Source organism: Streptomyces prunicolor NBRC 13075, from assembly GCF_000367365.1.
Lineage (GTDB): Bacteria > Actinomycetota > Actinomycetes > Streptomycetales > Streptomycetaceae > Streptomyces > Streptomyces prunicolor.
The window spans coordinates 1-14855 of record NZ_BARF01000012.1; the positions used below are offsets into that span (position 1 = coordinate 1).

At 69.0% G+C, this 14855-nt stretch carries 15 protein-coding genes; 7 read left to right on the top strand and 8 right to left on the bottom strand.

The annotated features are described in order from the left end of the window. Positions 1-10: 10 nt before the first annotated feature. The 5 genes from SPR02S_RS05110 to trhA all read right to left on the bottom strand — a co-directional run bounded on the left by SPR02S_RS05110 (position 11) and on the right by trhA (position 3643). Positions 11-289, bottom strand: a complete 279-nt coding sequence (locus SPR02S_RS05110) for a type II toxin-antitoxin system RelE family toxin (RefSeq protein WP_019055855.1) — start codon at positions 287-289, stop codon at positions 11-13. Between the two features lie 6 nt (positions 290-295). Beyond that, a complete protein-coding gene (locus SPR02S_RS05115) occupies positions 296-577 on the bottom strand; it encodes a type II toxin-antitoxin system Phd/YefM family antitoxin (RefSeq protein WP_245607498.1) in 282 nt (93 codons plus the stop codon). A gap of 30 nt (positions 578-607) precedes the next feature. Continuing rightward, positions 608-1240, bottom strand: coding sequence for a TetR/AcrR family transcriptional regulator (locus tag SPR02S_RS05120; protein ID WP_019055857.1), 633 nt, complete (start codon positions 1238-1240; stop codon positions 608-610). After that, a complete protein-coding gene (locus tag SPR02S_RS05125) occupies positions 1237-2817 on the bottom strand; it encodes a DHA2 family efflux MFS transporter permease subunit (RefSeq protein WP_043258082.1) in 1581 nt (526 codons plus the stop codon). The genes SPR02S_RS05120 and SPR02S_RS05125 overlap by 4 nt, the downstream gene beginning before the upstream one ends. Positions 2818-2929: 112 nt before the next feature. Continuing rightward, positions 2930-3643 carry a PAQR family membrane homeostasis protein TrhA gene (gene trhA, locus SPR02S_RS05130; protein ID WP_019055859.1) on the bottom strand — a complete coding sequence of 238 codons (714 nt, stop codon included), beginning with the start codon at positions 3641-3643 and terminating at the stop codon, positions 2930-2932. A gap of 329 nt (positions 3644-3972) precedes the next feature. Between trhA and SPR02S_RS05135 the strand changes: the two genes are divergently transcribed. The 7 genes from SPR02S_RS05135 to SPR02S_RS05165 all read left to right on the top strand — a co-directional run bounded on the left by SPR02S_RS05135 (position 3973) and on the right by SPR02S_RS05165 (position 11509). Further along, positions 3973-5796 carry a phosphoenolpyruvate carboxykinase (GTP) gene (locus tag SPR02S_RS05135; RefSeq protein WP_019055860.1) on the top strand — a complete coding sequence of 608 codons (1824 nt, stop codon included), beginning with the start codon at positions 3973-3975 and terminating at the stop codon, positions 5794-5796. Positions 5797-6279: 483 nt separating this feature from the next. Further along, positions 6280-7263 carry a serine/threonine-protein kinase gene (locus tag SPR02S_RS05140; protein WP_026150234.1) on the top strand — a complete coding sequence of 328 codons (984 nt, stop codon included), beginning with the start codon at positions 6280-6282 and terminating at the stop codon, positions 7261-7263. Continuing rightward, on the top strand, positions 7250-7711 hold the full coding sequence (locus tag SPR02S_RS05145) for a hypothetical protein (protein WP_019055861.1): 462 nt from the start codon (positions 7250-7252) through the stop codon (positions 7709-7711). Before SPR02S_RS05140 ends, SPR02S_RS05145 begins: the two co-directional genes overlap by 14 nt. A gap of 80 nt (positions 7712-7791) precedes the next feature. Next, the gene (locus SPR02S_RS05150) at positions 7792-8712 is read left to right on the top strand and encodes a hypothetical protein (RefSeq protein WP_245607499.1); all 921 of its coding nucleotides are present in this window, start codon (positions 7792-7794) and stop codon (positions 8710-8712) included. A gap of 83 nt (positions 8713-8795) precedes the next feature. Further along, the gene (locus SPR02S_RS05155) at positions 8796-9557 is read left to right on the top strand and encodes a vWA domain-containing protein (RefSeq protein ID WP_019055863.1); all 762 of its coding nucleotides are present in this window, start codon (positions 8796-8798) and stop codon (positions 9555-9557) included. A gap of 3 nt (positions 9558-9560) precedes the next feature. Then, positions 9561-10352, top strand: a complete 792-nt coding sequence (locus SPR02S_RS05160) for a PP2C family serine/threonine-protein phosphatase (protein ID WP_019055864.1) — start codon at positions 9561-9563, stop codon at positions 10350-10352. Further along, positions 10349-11509, top strand: a complete 1161-nt coding sequence (locus SPR02S_RS05165; RefSeq protein WP_026150235.1) for a hypothetical protein — start codon at positions 10349-10351, stop codon at positions 11507-11509. The genes SPR02S_RS05160 and SPR02S_RS05165 overlap by 4 nt, the downstream gene beginning before the upstream one ends. On the opposite strand, the gene SPR02S_RS05170 is transcribed toward SPR02S_RS05165, so the two are convergent. Genes SPR02S_RS05170 through SPR02S_RS05180 form a run of 3 tightly spaced genes read right to left on the bottom strand, consistent with a single transcriptional unit; the run spans position 11497 to position 14850 of the window. Beyond that, a complete protein-coding gene (locus SPR02S_RS05170; protein WP_026150236.1) occupies positions 11497-12108 on the bottom strand; it encodes a hypothetical protein in 612 nt (203 codons plus the stop codon). The two genes, SPR02S_RS05165 and SPR02S_RS05170, sit on opposite strands and share 13 nt — an antisense overlap. After that, positions 12095-13636, bottom strand: a complete 1542-nt coding sequence (locus SPR02S_RS05175; RefSeq protein WP_019055866.1) for a vWA domain-containing protein — start codon at positions 13634-13636, stop codon at positions 12095-12097. The genes SPR02S_RS05170 and SPR02S_RS05175 overlap by 14 nt, the downstream gene beginning before the upstream one ends. Further along, the gene (locus SPR02S_RS05180) at positions 13633-14850 is read right to left on the bottom strand and encodes a toxic anion resistance protein (protein WP_019055867.1); all 1218 of its coding nucleotides are present in this window, start codon (positions 14848-14850) and stop codon (positions 13633-13635) included. The genes SPR02S_RS05175 and SPR02S_RS05180 overlap by 4 nt, the downstream gene beginning before the upstream one ends. Positions 14851-14855 lie beyond the last annotated feature (5 nt).

A 14855-nucleotide genomic window follows, 5' to 3' on the forward strand; every position in this document is an offset into this window, starting at 1 on the left:
TACGCCTGGCTCAGAGGATTCGATAGACGTCGCGGCGATGACCGGCGGACAGCACCCACACGACCAGTTGGCGGTCCTCGACTGTGTACACGACGCGAAAGTCTCCTATGCGCAGGCGCCAGCGGGCGTTGTGCCCCTGGAGAGCCTTGATGTCGAGGGCCGAGGTGTCGTTCGCGTCGAGGGCCCTCTGCAACTCCGTGAGCCGGTGGAGGATGCGCAGGGCGTCGGGCCGGGGAATCTTGAGCAGGTCCCGTTGGGCGGGCGGCGTGAATCGGGTGACGTATCCCATCGGAAATCAGGCGTGGTGGGAGCGGAGCAGTGCGGCCATCTCCTCAAGGGAGACAGAGCCGTCGCGCCCCTCGGCCTCGGCTTCGTCCGCCAGGCGGTTCAGCCAGGAATCCTCGGCCTGCTCTTCGAGTTCGCGCAGGCGCCGGTACTCGTCGATGTCGATGACCACCGCCTCTTGCTTGCCGCGTCGCGTGATGATCGTTGGCGTCTCATCGCGGTGGGCGCGGTCGATGACGTCCGCCAAGTGCTTGCGGACGTCGGCCATGGGTTCAATCACCGGCTCGCTCATGTCACGAATGTATCAGATGTACATCTCGCTTCACTCGGAAAGCCCGTGCTCCAGTACGTCCATCGCCCGCTCCACCAGGTCCGAGAACTCCCCCTGGTGGCCGCTCTCCGCCCAGTACAGGCTCGCCTCCATCAGGCCGCCGATGAGGGACATGGCGTAGACCCGTACCTCCAGGCTCTCCGGGTCCCGGCCGGTGCGTTCGGCGATGGCCTGGCAGAGCATGTTGCCGGTGACCGACATGCTCTCCATCATCCGTGAGCGCACCGCCGGGACCTGGACCATGAGGTGGGAGCGGAGGCGGGACGTCTCCTCGTCCTCCTTGAGGCCGAACTGGATGGCCTTGCGCATCACATACCTGAGCGTGACCATCCATGGTTCGTCGGCGGGCCGGGCCCGCAGCTCATCCAGGATGATCGGGTCGAACTCGTCCGTGATGACGATGTCTTCCTTGGTGGGGAAGTAGCGGAAGACCGTCGACGGCGACACCTCGGCGCGCTCGGCGATCTGCTCGATCGTGGTCGCGTCGTACCCCTGTTCCTTGACCAGTGCGTACGTCGCGGTGCGGATCGCCTCGCGGGTCTTGATCTTCTTGCGTTCGCGGAGGCCCAGTTGGGGGCGGTCGGCGGGGCTGAAGGGGGAGGGTGTTGCCGTCATGGTGTTCATTGTCCGGCATCCGCCAGAGCGATGGCCCCGGCGGTGGCCGGGTCTTCCTCGGCCTCCTCCTGCTTGGTGGGCGCGGCCGGTGTGTTCGGCAGGAACGCCGCCGACAGCAGGGCGGTGACGAGGGCCGCGACGCCGCACACCAGCAGGACCAGGCCCATGCCGTGGACGTAGGCGCTGTTCGCGGAGGAGATGAGGCCCGTCGAGCCCGCCTTCTGCGCGACCATGTGTGCCGCTACGACGGACTCCCCGGCCGTGTCGGCCGCCTTCGCGGGCAGGCCGGTGACGTCGAGGCGGTCGCGGAAGGTGCTCGCGAGCAGGCTGCCCAGCAGGGCGATGCCGATCGCGGCGCCGACCTGGCGCATGGTCATCAGGAGCCCGGCGCCGCTGCCGGCCCGGTCGCGGGGCAGCGCACCCAGCGCGCCGTCCATCGCGGGGACGATCGAGAAGCCGAAGCCGAACCCGGTGATGGACAGCCACAGCGCGGTGAAGCCGTAGCCGGAGTCCACCGTCGTACGGCTGCCGAGCAGCGCGGCGAAGGCCAGCACCACCAGGCCCGCGCAGACCACGGCACGGGAGCCGAACTTGTTGACGAGCGGCTGTGCGGCCCGGGCCGCGATGATCAGGCCGCCCATCATGGGCAGCAGCCGGACACCGGTGCCGAGCGCGTCGTTGCCGAGCACCGCCTGAAGGTACTGCGGCAGCACGAACAGCAGGCCGGACAGGACGAACATCACCAGGGTCGCCGCGATCGAGCTGAACAGGAAGCCGCGGTGGCTGAGCAGGGTCATGTCGAGCATGGGGCGTTCCATGCGCCGCTCGCGCAGCACCAGCGCGGTCAGCAGAAGCGCGGATCCGATGAGCATGCCCACGATCAGCGGGTCGCCCCAACCGCGGCTGGGCGCCTCGATGATCGCGTAGATGAGGGCGCCGAGGCCGGCCGCCGTGAACGCCGTAGAAAGGGTGTCGACCCTGGGGGAGGCGGGGTCCTTGGTCTCGGGCAGCAGGAAGACACAGGCCGCTATGCCGATCGCGGCCATCGGGATGTTGACCAGGAAGACCGAGCCCCACCAGAAGTGGTTGAGCAGCCAGCCGCCGATGATCGGGCCGAGCGGCAGCCCGAGCGAGGAGGCCGCGGAGATGACGCCCACGGCTTTGGTGCGCTCGTCGGGGCCGAAGAGGGAGGGCAGCACGGACAGGGCGAGCGGGGTGACCAGGGCCGCGCCGACGCCCATCACCGTGCGGGCCGCGATGACCCAGTTCACGTCACCGGCCAGGGAGCCCGCCACGGAACCGGCGAGGAATATGCCGAGCCCCGCGATCAGCATGCGGCGCCGTCCGAAGCGGTCGCCGAGCAGGCCCGCCGGGAGCATCAGGGCCGCGAAGACGATGACGTACGAGTCCGCCATCCACTGCTGCTGACCGGTGGTCGCGCCCAGCTCACCGGCCATCGTGGGCAGGGCCACGTTGAGGATCGTCGTGTCGAAGCCGAGCGTGAGCATGCTCGCGACCAGGGCCCCGAGGGCCCACCAGCGGCGCGGGTCGCGTCGCACGTCGTTGGATTGAGTGACAGTAGCCATGAAATGAGAGTAGCTCTCAAAAGATGGTTGCTGTCAACCGAGATCTAATGTCAGAAACGAAAAATGGCCACGGCTCGAAAGCCGTGGCCATGAGGAGAAGGTGTCTCAGGTGCTATCCGTGCTGGTACGCCACCAGTGAGATCCCCACGTAGTGCACCAGGAACGCCGCCACCGTGAGGGAGTGGAAGACCTCGTGGAAACCGAACCAGCGCGGTGACGGATTTGGCCGCTTGATGCCGTAGATCACACCGCCCGCGCTGTAGAGCAGTCCGCCGACGACCACCAGGACCAGGACGGCGATGCCGCCCGCGCGCATGAAGTCGGGCAGGAAGAAGACGGCCGCCCAGCCCATCGCGATGTAGCAGGGGGTGTAGAGCCAGCGCGGTGCGCCGACCCAGAAGACACGGAAGGCGATGCCGGCCGCGGCCGCGGCCCAGATGCTCCACAGCAGCCATTCGCCCTTGGCGCCCGGCAGCAACAGCATCGTCAGGGGCGTGTACGTGCCCGCGATGATCAGGAAGATGTTGGCGTGGTCGAGTCTGCGCAGGACGCCGTCCATGCGCGGGCTCCAGTCGCCCCGGTGGTACAGCGCGCTGACTCCGAAGAGCAGGCAGGCCGTCAGGGCGAAGATCCCGCAGGCGATGCGGGCCCGGGGAGTCTCGGCGAGAGCGGTGAGCACCAGGCCCGAGATGAGGACGGCCGGGAACATGCCGAGGTGCAGCCAGCCGCGCAGCTTCGGTTTCACATGGTCGGGAATCGAGAGCGCGGAGGGACCGTGGCCGTCTGTCGGCGTGTCCGTGGGCGCGTCGGGGACGGACGCAGTCATGCGCTCAATCGTACCTACGGAACCGTAAGTTACGTGTCAGTGCGGCGAGATGAGGGGTCAGAAGTGGCCACTCTCTCATGCGTTGCCGACGCCCGGGTACCCGGGGTGAAGCGGTGGTGACGCACGGAAAACATGTCGGCGAGTTCCAGATGAGTGGCGATCCTCACGTCGCTCGTATGTGAGGCCCTCTGGACATATGGGCGGACCCGTCGGATGATCAAATGAGTGCGGTCGGCACCGGATGAGCGCCAAGATCGACCATCGTGAAGCATCCGGGTCGCGGCCCCCACGGGGCAACAAGGACAAAATCCCTCACCATAGGAGCAATCGTGGCGCGCGACATCGCGGCTCCCCCCGTCATTCCAACCGAGCACAAAGAACTGGTCTCGTGGGTGAACGAGATCGCAGAACTGACCCAGCCGGACAGCGTGGTCTGGTGTGACGGATCAGAAGCGGAGTACGAGCGGCTCAGCGAGGAGCTCGTCCAAAAGGGCACCTTCAAGAAGCTCGACCCGATCAAGCGCCCGAACTCGTACTACGCCGCCTCCGACCCGACCGATGTCGCCCGGGTCGAGGACAGGACGTTCATCTGCTCCGAGCAGGAGCAGGACGCGGGACCGACCAACCACTGGAAGGCTCCTGCTGAGATGCGGGACATCTTCGCGGGAGAAAAGGGCATCTTCCGCGGCTCCATGAAGGGCCGGACGATGTACGTCGTCCCGTTCTGCATGGGCCCCCTCGGTTCGGACCTCTCCGCGATCGGCGTCGAGATCACCGACTCCGCCTATGTCGCCGTCTCCATGCGCACCATGACCCGCATGGGACAGCCCGTCCTCGACGAACTCGGTACCGACGGATTCTTCGTGCGTGCTGTGCACACGCTCGGAGCGCCGCTGGCCGAGGGCGAGGCGGACGTGCCGTGGCCGTGCAACTCCACCAAGTACATCTCGCACTTCCCCGAGAGCCGCGAGATCTGGTCCTACGGCTCCGGCTACGGCGGCAACGCGCTGCTCGGCAAGAAGTGCTACGCCCTGCGCATCGCCTCCGTGATGGCGCGGGACGAGGGCTGGCTCGCCGAGCACATGCTCATCCTGAAGCTGACCCCGCCGCAGGGAGAGTCCAAGTACGTGGCGGCGGCCTTCCCTTCGGCCTGCGGCAAGACCAACCTCGCCATGCTGGAGCCCACCATCTCCGGCTGGACCGTCGAGACCATCGGTGACGACATCGCCTGGATGCGGTTCGGGGAGGACGGCCGGCTCTACGCGATCAACCCCGAGGCCGGTTTCTTCGGCGTCGCGCCCGGCACCGGGGAGCACACCAACGCCAACGCGATGAAGACGCTGTGGGGCAACTCCGTCTTCACCAACGTGGCGTTGACCGACGACAACGACATCTGGTGGGAGGGCATGACGGAGGAGACTCCGGCCCACCTCACGGACTGGAAGGGCAACTCCTGGACGCCTGAGTCGGATTCGCCCGCCGCGCACCCCAACGCCCGCTTCACCGTGCCCGCTTCGCAGTGCCCGATCATCGCGCCCGAGTGGGAGGACCCCAAGGGCGTGCCGATCTCGGCGATCCTGTTCGGCGGCCGGCGCGCCTCGGCCGTACCGCTGGTGACGGAGTCCTTCGACTGGAACCACGGTGTCTTCCTCGGCGCCAACGTGGCCTCCGAGAAGACCGCCGCCGCCGAGGGCAAGGTCGGCGAGCTGCGCCGCGACCCCTTCGCCATGCTGCCGTTCTGCGGCTACAACATGGGTGACTACATGGGCCATTGGGTCGATGTGGCCAAGGGCCGGGACCAGGCGACGCTCCCGAAGATCTACTACGTGAACTGGTTCCGCAAGAACGACGCGGGCAAGTTCGTGTGGCCTGGCTTCGGCGAGAACAGCCGGGTCCTGAAGTGGATCGTGGAACGCCTCGACGGCAAGGCCGAGGGTGTCGAGACCCCGATCGGCGTGCTGCCGGCCAAGGGCGCTCTCGACACCAAGGGGCTCCAACTCTCCGAGTCCGACCTGGACTTCCTGCTCACCGTCGACAAGGACGTGTGGCGCGAGGAGGCAGCCCTGGTCCCCGACCACCTCAACACCTTCGGCGACCACACGCCGAAGGAGCTGTGGGACGAGTACCGCGCGCTGGTGGAGCGCCTCGGCTAGAACCACCGAGAACTCCGCGGCCGGCCGCCGATTGTGCCCTGACCAGCAATGTCGTCACAGGCCGGCCGCGGTGGCAGTACAACGGGCAGGTCCCCGCACAACGGCGTGCGGGGACCTGCCCGTTGCTCTAGGCCCTGTCGTCACATTCCCGTCTGCCTCGCGACGCCATGCACGCTCCCCCACTGCCTTAAGGGCGTGGGAGGTGCTCCCACTCGCCGCACCGGGCGCAGACCCAAGTACGTCCAGTACGAGGGTCTACGCCCGGCACTCCCCCAGCCTCCGGCCGGGGGACCCCCAGAGCACGCACCTGACGCCGCGAGGCCGCCCTCCGGGCGACGACGGGAATGTGACGACAGGACCTAGCACCACCGGCGCGCCACGGCGTGGTCATGCTTCCCATTTCACGCATCTCCCCCGCCCGAGAAGGGATTTCGGGGGACACTCGGGACAACCTGTAACGAACCCCGAAGTGAGGTGAGCGGGGTGCGCACACCGGTCAGCGATCCCCTGAGCGTGGGGCCGTACCGGATCACCGGGCGGCTCGGCTCCGGCGGGATGGGCTGGGTGTATCTCGGCCGTTCACCGGCCGGCCGTGAGGTGGCGGTGAAGGTCGTACGGCCCGAACTGGCCGCGGAGTCCGAGTTCCGCGAGCGCTTCGCCCGCGAGGTCGCCGCCGCCCGGCTGGTCAGCGGCGCCTATACGGCGGCCGTGGTCGACGCCGACACCGAGGCCGAACTCCCTTGGCTGGCAACGATGTACGTGCCCGGGCCCTCCCTCGCCGAGGCCGTCGGATCGGACGGCCCGCTGCCCGAGGCGCAGGTGCGCAGGCTCGGCGCGTTCCTGGTCGAGGCATTGCAGGCGATCCACGCGGCCAACCTGGTCCACCGCGACCTCAAACCGGCCAACGTGCTGCTCGCCTCCGACGGCCCCCGCGTCATCGACTTCGGCATCTCCCGTGTGGAGGGCGCCCCGAGCCTCACCCAGGCCGGGATCGTGGTCGGCACCCCGCCCTTCATGTCCCCGGAGCAGATGACGGCAGGTCAGATCGGCCCGCCCAGCGATGTGTTCTCCCTCGGCGGTGTCCTGGTGTACGCGCTGACCGGCCGCCCGCCGTTCGGCGCGGGGGAGGCGGTGAGCCTGCGGGTCGTGCACCGCCCACCCGAACTCGACGGCGTACCAGCGGGTCTACGGCCGCTGCTCGCGCGCTGTCTGGCGAAGCGACCCGAGGACCGGCCCCAACTGGATCTGCTGCTCGGTGAGTTGCTCGCGCAGCCGCGTGCCGGGGTGTGGCCGCCGCCCGCCGTGGCCCGCACGATCGAGGTCCGCCGCAGTGAACTGGCGGCCCGGCGTGGGGGCGGCACCAGCCTGCCGGTGCCGTCCTGTCTGCTGCTGCACGCGCAGGCGCTGCTGGACGCGGGCCTCACCGACGACATGGTCACGCGGGCGGTGGTCCGTGGCGACGCCTGAGGCCTCCCTCCCGCCCGGCCGGGACTACGACATCGGCTCGTCCTGGCGGCAGTTGACGCACACCTGGGGCGCCCGCCGGAATTACCACGTCGAGAGCGAGGTCGATTCCCTCTCCCTGCAATTCGATCTAGAGGCGTCCGGGCGTACGCTCACCGTGCGTTTCATGACCACGAAAAGACTCCTTGTCGCCTTTGTCACCGACGGTCATTCTCTGCGCAAGGATCAATTGGCGATCGCCGCCGCCGCGTCGAACGCGTGGAACACCGAACAGCTGAATCCCATGCTCTCGGTGTGGGACGTACGCGGACCGAGACCGTGTCTCGCCGGGGTCTGCGACCTCCCGCTGACCTGCAGGATCTCCCAGGCCGACTTCGATGTTCTGGCCAGTGATTGGGTGGAACGGGCGCGACAGATGTTCACCCGTTGCCATCAGGTTTTCCAGCTGTAGAAATGAATTGAGCATTCTCAGTCAACCCCTTTCGGCCGCCCGCCTGTTGGCTCCACTATGGGCGCCAACGGGGGGTCGTCATGAGACATACGTTGTTCACTGCCCTGCTGTTCGGCTTGTTGATCGCGGTGATTCCGGCGGGGCCGGTGGCCGCGGCGCGCGCGGACTGCGGCAAGAACTTTCCGACGCGGCTGGGCTGTTGGCAGGACGCGCTGGACGACGGGGCCGTGGTCACGGTCTCGCTGAACAAGCCCCTGGGCTTCGACGCCGGCCAGAAGGGCGGCCGGGCCGCCGTCCGCCGGGACCTCAAGAACCTTCGGGTCCAGGTGCCGGCCGGTGTCCACACCGGGCAGGGCGGCAGCGCGCTGCTGATCCTGGCCGGCCACGCACTCGTCGACCGGGACGCCCGGATCGACCGGCTGGACGACAAGACACTGGCCGAACTCCCCACTTGCGTCGGCGACTTGTGCAAGGCGCTCAAGAAGTCCTCGCTCACCGGCGGCCAACTGATCGACAAGAAGGTGGGCGTCGCCGAACTCGGCGGACACAAGTCCACGGACCACACGCGAGTCCTGCAACTCGCCCTGACCGGCGTACTCCTCCTCCTGCTCCTGGCCCTCCTCCTCGCCGTCCGCCGCTCCCGCACCCCGGCGACGGAGATCTCCGCCGAGGAGACCAGCGCCGAGACCAGCGCCGAGACCAGCGCCGAGACCACCGCCCGACTACGGCCCGTCCCTCCCGCACCGGTCCCCGTCTCCTACGGCCGCCAGGTCGGCCCCCGCCCCGGCCCGTCCCGAACGGCCGTCGTCCGTACGGCACTTCACCCGCAGGGCTACGTCGAACTCGACCACGTCCTGTACCGCGCGGTATGGGCCGAACCGGACCGGACGCCGCCCGTGCCCGGCGCGTACGTCGAGGTCACCGACGCCCACGAACCCGACTCCGACGTCCTGTACGCCTTCCCGCCCGCCGCCCGGCATCACGCCCGCGGCAGCTCGTGACCTCCGTACCACCCGTAGTCCCGTACTACCCGTAGTCCCGCACCACCCGTACTCCCGTACCGCTCGGTCGACCAGGAGACGCCATGCACAGCGAATATCCGCCCACGATGCCGGCGGAGTACGCCGACATCGAGTTCGAGAACAACGCGCAACGGCTGCCGCTCGTGCTGTGCCTCGACACATCGAGTTCCATGGCGGGCGCGCCCATTCAGTCGCTGAACGACGCGCTCGCCGAGTGGACCCGCGAACTCCACGACGACGTCTCCCTCAGCTACAGCGTCGAGGTCGCCGTGATCACCTTCGGCGGCCGGGCCGTCGGCGCCTGGCGCGGACCCCAACTCCTCGACCCGCGCGCCCCGTTGAACCCCTTCGTGCCCGCGCACGCCTTCCAGGCACCCCGGTTCACCGCGTCCGGCGTGACCCTGATGACGGAGGCGCTGGAACTGGCCATGCATGTCGTCGCGGCCCGCAAGGCGGAGCTGCGCGCCTCCGGACTCCAGTACTACCGCCCGCAGATCTGCCTGGTCACCGACGGCCTCCCCACCGACGCCACCGGCCATATGACCGACTCCTGGCACCGGTTGCTGCCCGTCCTCGCGGAGGAGCAACAGGCCCGCCGCTTCCGGCTGTACGCGATCGGCGTCGGCGGCATCACGGACCGCGGCGAGCAGGTGCTCCAGGCCTTCGCGCCGAAGTTCAACGCGCGCATCCAGGGCTTCCCGTTCCGCGAGCTGCTCCAGATGATGTCGGCCAGCGCGAACGCCGAGCAGAAGGGGGCGGGCGACGAGGTCTTCGAGAAGATCTTCAGCCAGTTCAAAACGCAGCGCCCGGCCTGGGAGAGCTGAGCGGTGGCCGACTCGCCCTGGCGCATCCACGGCCTGAGCGTCGAGGGCTACCGGCACCGCCGTACCGGCACGCCCTGCCAGGACGCCTGCACCTACACGGCCTCGGCATCCGTGTCGGTCCTCGCGGTCGCGGACGGCGCGGGCAGCCGCCCGCACTCCGACCAAGGGGCCCTGCACGCCGTCGAGTTGGCGGCCGAGCACTTCCGGCGCCGGGCCGCCGCCGCGTCCGGCTGCCCGCCGGGCGAGGAGGTCCACGAGCTGCTCGCGGACGCCTTCGACGACGTCAGCAAGATCTTCCTGGACACCTACGGCAGCACGGCCCCCGACTACGCGACGACCCTCACCGTCGTGGTCCTCACGCCCGGCTGGCTCGGCCATCTCAGCGTCGGCGACGGCTTCGTCGTGGTCCGCGCCGGAACGGAGGACGGGGAACGGCAGTTCCACCTGCTCCCGCAGCCGCCCGCCGTCAGCGAGTACAGCAACGAGACCGTCTTCCTCACCTCGCCCGACGCACCCCGCCGACTGCGCACCGACTGCGTGGCGGACCCGCGCGTCGACGGCGTCCTGCTGTCCACCGACGGCCTCGCGCAGGCCGCCCTGTCCGTCTCCGGCGGCGGCCCGCCCCAGCCCAACACCTCTTTCGTGGAAGCGGTGTTGGGCTCCCTCGACACCCCGGGCCCGGTGACCGACAAAGCGCACGAGAGCCTCGCCGCCCTCCTCAGGTCGGACCGGCTCACCAGCCTCAACGCCGACGACAAGACCCTCCTGCGGGCCGTGCGCGCGGTGACGCCATGACCGGCCGCACCGTCCACCTGGACGGCAAGCCCGTCACCCTCGCCGAACTCCCGCTCAAGGGCGGCGGACAGGCGGCCGTCTTCCCCGTCGAGGGCGACGACACGATCGTCGTCAAGCTCTACCGAGACCGCCCAGGACCGGACTTGGAACGCCGCCTGGCCCGCATGCTCACGATGTCCCCGCTGACGGCCCGCCCCACCGACGCCAACCAGCCCCCCGAACTCGCCTGGCCCACCGCCATGGCCCGCAGCCCCGAGGGCGAGTTCCTCGGCTACGCCATGCGCCGCTTCGGCGAACCCCAACACGTCCAGCTGGTAGGCCTGTTCACCCGCGCCCAGCGCCTCCGCCTCTTCAACGACCGCGCGGACTGGCGCTTCCTGCTCGGCGTCGCCTGGAACCTCGCCTTCATGACGGCCCGCATGCACTACGACCACCTCGTCATCGGCGACTTCTCGTCGAGCAACGTCGTCGTGGACGCCAACGGCTTCGTCACGTTCCTCGACTGCGACTCCATCGCCTTCACCGACCCGGTCACCGGCGAGCCCTTCCCGTGCCTGATGCACACCACCGACTACTCCTCACCGGAACGCCAGTCGGGCGCCGCGGCCACCGAGGAGAGCGACAACTTCGCGCTGGCGGTGCTGATCTACCAGCTCCTCACGGCAGGCAACCACCCCTTCGGTGGCGTCCCGCACGACAGCACCCCCGAGTCGACGGTCAAGGACAACATCGCCGCGAGCGTCTCCTACGTCGTCCGCCCCGAGGCGGTCGTCATCCCACGCGGCACCGTCGACCCCTCGGTCCTCCCGCCGGGCCTCCTCACCCTGGCCCACACGGCGTTCGGCGCGGGCGTCCACGCACCGTCCGCCCGCCCCACCCCGGAGGTCTGGCTACGCGCCCTCGACCAGGAGCGTTCCAGGGTCCAGCTCTGCCGGACCCGCCCCCTGCACGCCTACGGTTCCCACCTCCCGACCTGCCCGTGGTGCACGCGGGCGGCGGTGACGGGACACGACGCGTTCAACCTGCCGGTACGGCCGACGATCCCGGCGCCTTCCGCAACCCCACAGGCGCAGGAGCACCGCTTCGGCCTCCTGAAAGTGCTCGGCGTACTGCTCCTGGTCGTCCTGGTCCTGATCGTGCTGGGTCACCTGTCCTGAGAACGCCCGCGCTCCTCCAGGAACCGGGTGTGCGTCTCCTGCCGCCGCTCCTCGGCCTCGCGAAGTCCTCTCGCCAACCCCCGCGCCTCCTCCTGAAGCACCGTCAACTGCCGTTCCAGGTGCCGCTCAGGGGGTTCGGCACCGGGCGCCAGCCGCGTCCACCACCGCGTCCGTACGAACGTGTCCACCGCCTCCGGTACGTCCTGCCGGACCGCCCGCGACAGGATGTGCACGCCCTCCGGGTCCTGCGCGAGATCGTGCGTGACCTGCGGATCGAGGAGCCCGGCGAGGAGTTGGGTCAGCTCGGTGAGCCGACCGGCGGCGGCAGGCGGCAGCTCGACGTCCGCCAGATAGCCGCCGAGCTTCTCGAAGTCGTCGCGCAGTTCCTCCAGTTGGGCGGAGGGGTCCGGGAAGTCGGGCAGCGCCGGCCGCTCCGGCGGGGCGATCAGCGCACCCGCGCCGTACAGCCCCACGACCACGACCGGCCAGTACGGCCCCGCCACCCCCACGAACGTCAGCACCAGCCCGACGAGTCCGCACGCGCTGCCGGTGAGATTCTTGCGGGACTCCAAGTAACCCAGAAACCTACTGGTAGCCACGGATCTCCTCGAAGGCGCCGTCCAGCGAGCCCTGTTGGGCGTCGAAGAGCCGGCCGCCGGTCAGCTCGGCGATGTGCTGGAGCTCCGCCTTGTCCGAATCGCCGAAGAGAATGGGGAAGACGGGTATCTCCCGCTGCGTGGCGGGGAGTTGCCGGTAGAAGCCGTCGAACTCCTCCGCCTTGGCGCCGGTCGTGTTCTCGCCGTCGGTCATCAGCACGATCGAGGTGAACGTGTCGCGGCCGGTGCCGAGATGCTCGTACGCCTTCTCCAGGGAGGCGTAGATGGCGGTGTCCCCGTCGGCGCTGAGTGCCTTGGTGTCCGCGCGGATGGCATCGAGCCCGGCCTGCGGGTTACTCGGACTCACCACATGCGTCTTCACGCTCTTCACCCCCGACCCGAACGGCATCAGCGTGACCTCCTCGCGCTGCCGGAAGTCGCCGGTCAGATCGGTGAGGGCCTTCTTCAGCCGGGACAGCCGGTCGCCGTCCATCGAGCCCGAGGTGTCGAGGACGTATACCGTCCGCGACGGCCGGCGCAGCTTGTTCTCGTACGAGTCGAGGAGCCCGTCGGCGACGGACTGGCTGCCGGGGAACGGGAGTTCACGCCGTCGGCTGGTGTCCAGGCCGGACGCGGGCGGCACGGAGGGGACGACCGGGCGGCGGTGCGTGCGGGTGGTGATGAGCCGCTGGACGGCGTCCGTGCGCAGGTCCGCCGTCACGCGCCGGACGTTCTCGCGGGTCGTGGCGTCCGTCGAGGCGAGGGAGGTCAAGGGGTAGTCGGCGGTGACGACTCCGTCGCTCGGGCGGATCACGGTCAGGCCCGGGATGCCCTTGAGGACGGACTCGTAGTTGAGCAACGCGTCGACGTTTCCCCGGCGTTGATAGGCGGTCGCCAGCCAGCCCGAGGAACCCGAGGTCAGCTTCTGCCCCTTGAAGAACTCCTTCAGTCGGGGAGTCGCCTTGGTGACATCCGCGTCGGTGAGCGCCGACTGGGCGCCGGAGAGGGCGGAGGCGACCGAGATGAGGGTCGAGAAACCGGAGTTGGAGCGGGCCGGGTCCGTCATGCCGTAGGTCAACTTGCCGTCCTGGACGGCCTGTTCGATCTGCGACCAGGTCACCTCGTCGGGCGTCCAGCCCAGTGCCGTGACGGTGGCCGTCTTCACACCGATCGCGACCGGGCTGGACATGATCGGGGTCTCGGACACGACCTTCTTCGCCGCGTCGGGCCGTAGCCGCAGATAGTCGTTCGACGACAGCCACAGCGCGTCGTACTGCCCGTCGACCTTGCCCTTCGCCAACAGGTCCACGGCATCCAGGGTGCCCATGTAGGTGGGGCGGATGGTGATGCCGGTGTCCTTGCGGACCTGCTCGAACACCGGGGTCATGTCGCTGAGTTCGCTGGAGGCGAGGACGCGGAGGGTTCCGGGACGGGGCGCGTTGTCGGTTTCGGCCTTCGTGTCATGTGCCGCCGACGTGCACGCGGTCAACAGGGCGGCGGTACCGAGCGCGAGGGCGAGAAGGCGTCTCATCCGAGGCCACCCTCCAGCGCACTCTGCGACCGGCTGCGCTCCAAGTACGTGCCGGCGTTCTGGAGTTCGGAGGTCAGGGACTCGACGGTCGCGGCCATCACCTCGGTCGCCTGGACCTTGTAGGTGTCGATGGCGTCGAGGGTGCGGTAGATCTGCTGGAAGGCGGTGCGGAGGGTCTCCGCGCCCACCGCCGGGTCGGCCGCGATGCGTTGGATCTCGCCGCTCTGGGTGGAGAGCATCTCGGCGTTGCCCCGGATGAGGTCCTCGGTCGTACCGCGCAGGGCGTTGACCTGGTCGACGACCTTGCGCTGGTTGTCGAGCGCGGAGGCGAGCATGACCGAGATCCGGAGGGCGGAGACGGTGGTCGTGGCCGCCCGATCCACCCCCTTGATCAACTCGTCGTTGTTGCGCCGTACGACATCCATCGCCAAGTAGCCCTGCGCGCACACCGCGAGCTGGGTCAGCAGGTCCTGGTGCTTCTGCCGGACCGGGAAGAGGACGTCCGCGCGCAGGGTGTCGGCCTGGCTCGGGTCGGAGGCCTCGACGCCGGTGATGTGCTGCTCGACGGCCGTGTCGAGGGCCTGGGTGAGGACGACGTACTCCTGCAACTTGCCCATGGTCTCCCAGAGGCGGACCCGCTCGGTCTGCAACGCGGCGTTGTCGCGCCGGAGTTCGTCCTGGCCGCCGCGCAGCGAGCCCACGATCTTGTTGAGAGTCCCCTGCGCGGAGGCGTACTTGGCGACGTGGTCGCGCAGCTTGTTGCCGCCCGGGAGCCGGGACAGGAACTTCCGCCCCTTGGAGGCGGACAGATCACGCGGGTCCAAGTCCTCGACCACGCGCCGGAGTTCGACGAGCGACCCGGCGACCTGCGCCTGTGCGTCCCCGCCCTTGGACGGCAGACTCCGCACCGTCCGCTCCAGCATCCGGTTGGACTGCGCGGTGGCGGTACGCATCTCACCGGCGCCGAGCGCACTGATCTCCCCGACCTTGCCCGCGAATTCGGGCGACCGGGCATCGAGGGAGGCAAGCCCTTCGACGTAGGCGGCGGCCTTGCGATCCATGTCCGTACGGACGTTGTCGTCGACGGGCACGAGCCCGCCGGCCTTCTCCCTCGGAACGGGCTTCACGGCCTCCGGCGGGGTGAGGGTGAAGACGTCGTCCCCGCTGAGGGTGTGCTCACTGCTGTTCTGACTGGTATTGAAGCTGCTGCTCATATTGG

What these genes read in the sequence shown, in the direction of transcription:
- trhA (WP_019055859.1), bottom strand. Translation starts at nt 3,643, where the DNA reads ATGACTGCGTCCGTCCCCGACGCGCCCACGGACACGCCGACAGACGGC.
- SPR02S_RS05155 (WP_019055863.1), top strand. Translation starts at nt 8,796, where the DNA reads ATGCACAGCGAATATCCGCCCACGATGCCGGCGGAGTACGCCGACATC.
- SPR02S_RS05165 (WP_026150235.1), top strand. Translation starts at nt 10,349, where the DNA reads ATGACCGGCCGCACCGTCCACCTGGACGGCAAGCCCGTCACCCTCGCC.
- SPR02S_RS05120 (WP_019055857.1), bottom strand. Translation starts at nt 1,240, where the DNA reads ATGAACACCATGACGGCAACACCCTCCCCCTTCAGCCCCGCCGACCGC.
- SPR02S_RS05175 (WP_019055866.1), bottom strand. Translation starts at nt 13,636, where the DNA reads ATGAGACGCCTTCTCGCCCTCGCGCTCGGTACCGCCGCCCTGTTGACC.
- SPR02S_RS05115 (WP_245607498.1), bottom strand. Translation starts at nt 577, where the DNA reads ATGAGCGAGCCGGTGATTGAACCCATGGCCGACGTCCGCAAGCACTTG.
- SPR02S_RS05180 (WP_019055867.1), bottom strand. Translation starts at nt 14,850, where the DNA reads ATGAGCAGCAGCTTCAATACCAGTCAGAACAGCAGTGAGCACACCCTC.
- SPR02S_RS05125 (WP_043258082.1), bottom strand. Translation starts at nt 2,817, where the DNA reads ATGGCTACTGTCACTCAATCCAACGACGTGCGACGCGACCCGCGCCGC.
- SPR02S_RS05110 (WP_019055855.1), bottom strand. Translation starts at nt 289, where the DNA reads ATGGGATACGTCACCCGATTCACGCCGCCCGCCCAACGGGACCTGCTC.
- SPR02S_RS05150 (WP_245607499.1), top strand. Translation starts at nt 7,792, where the DNA reads ATGAGACATACGTTGTTCACTGCCCTGCTGTTCGGCTTGTTGATCGCG.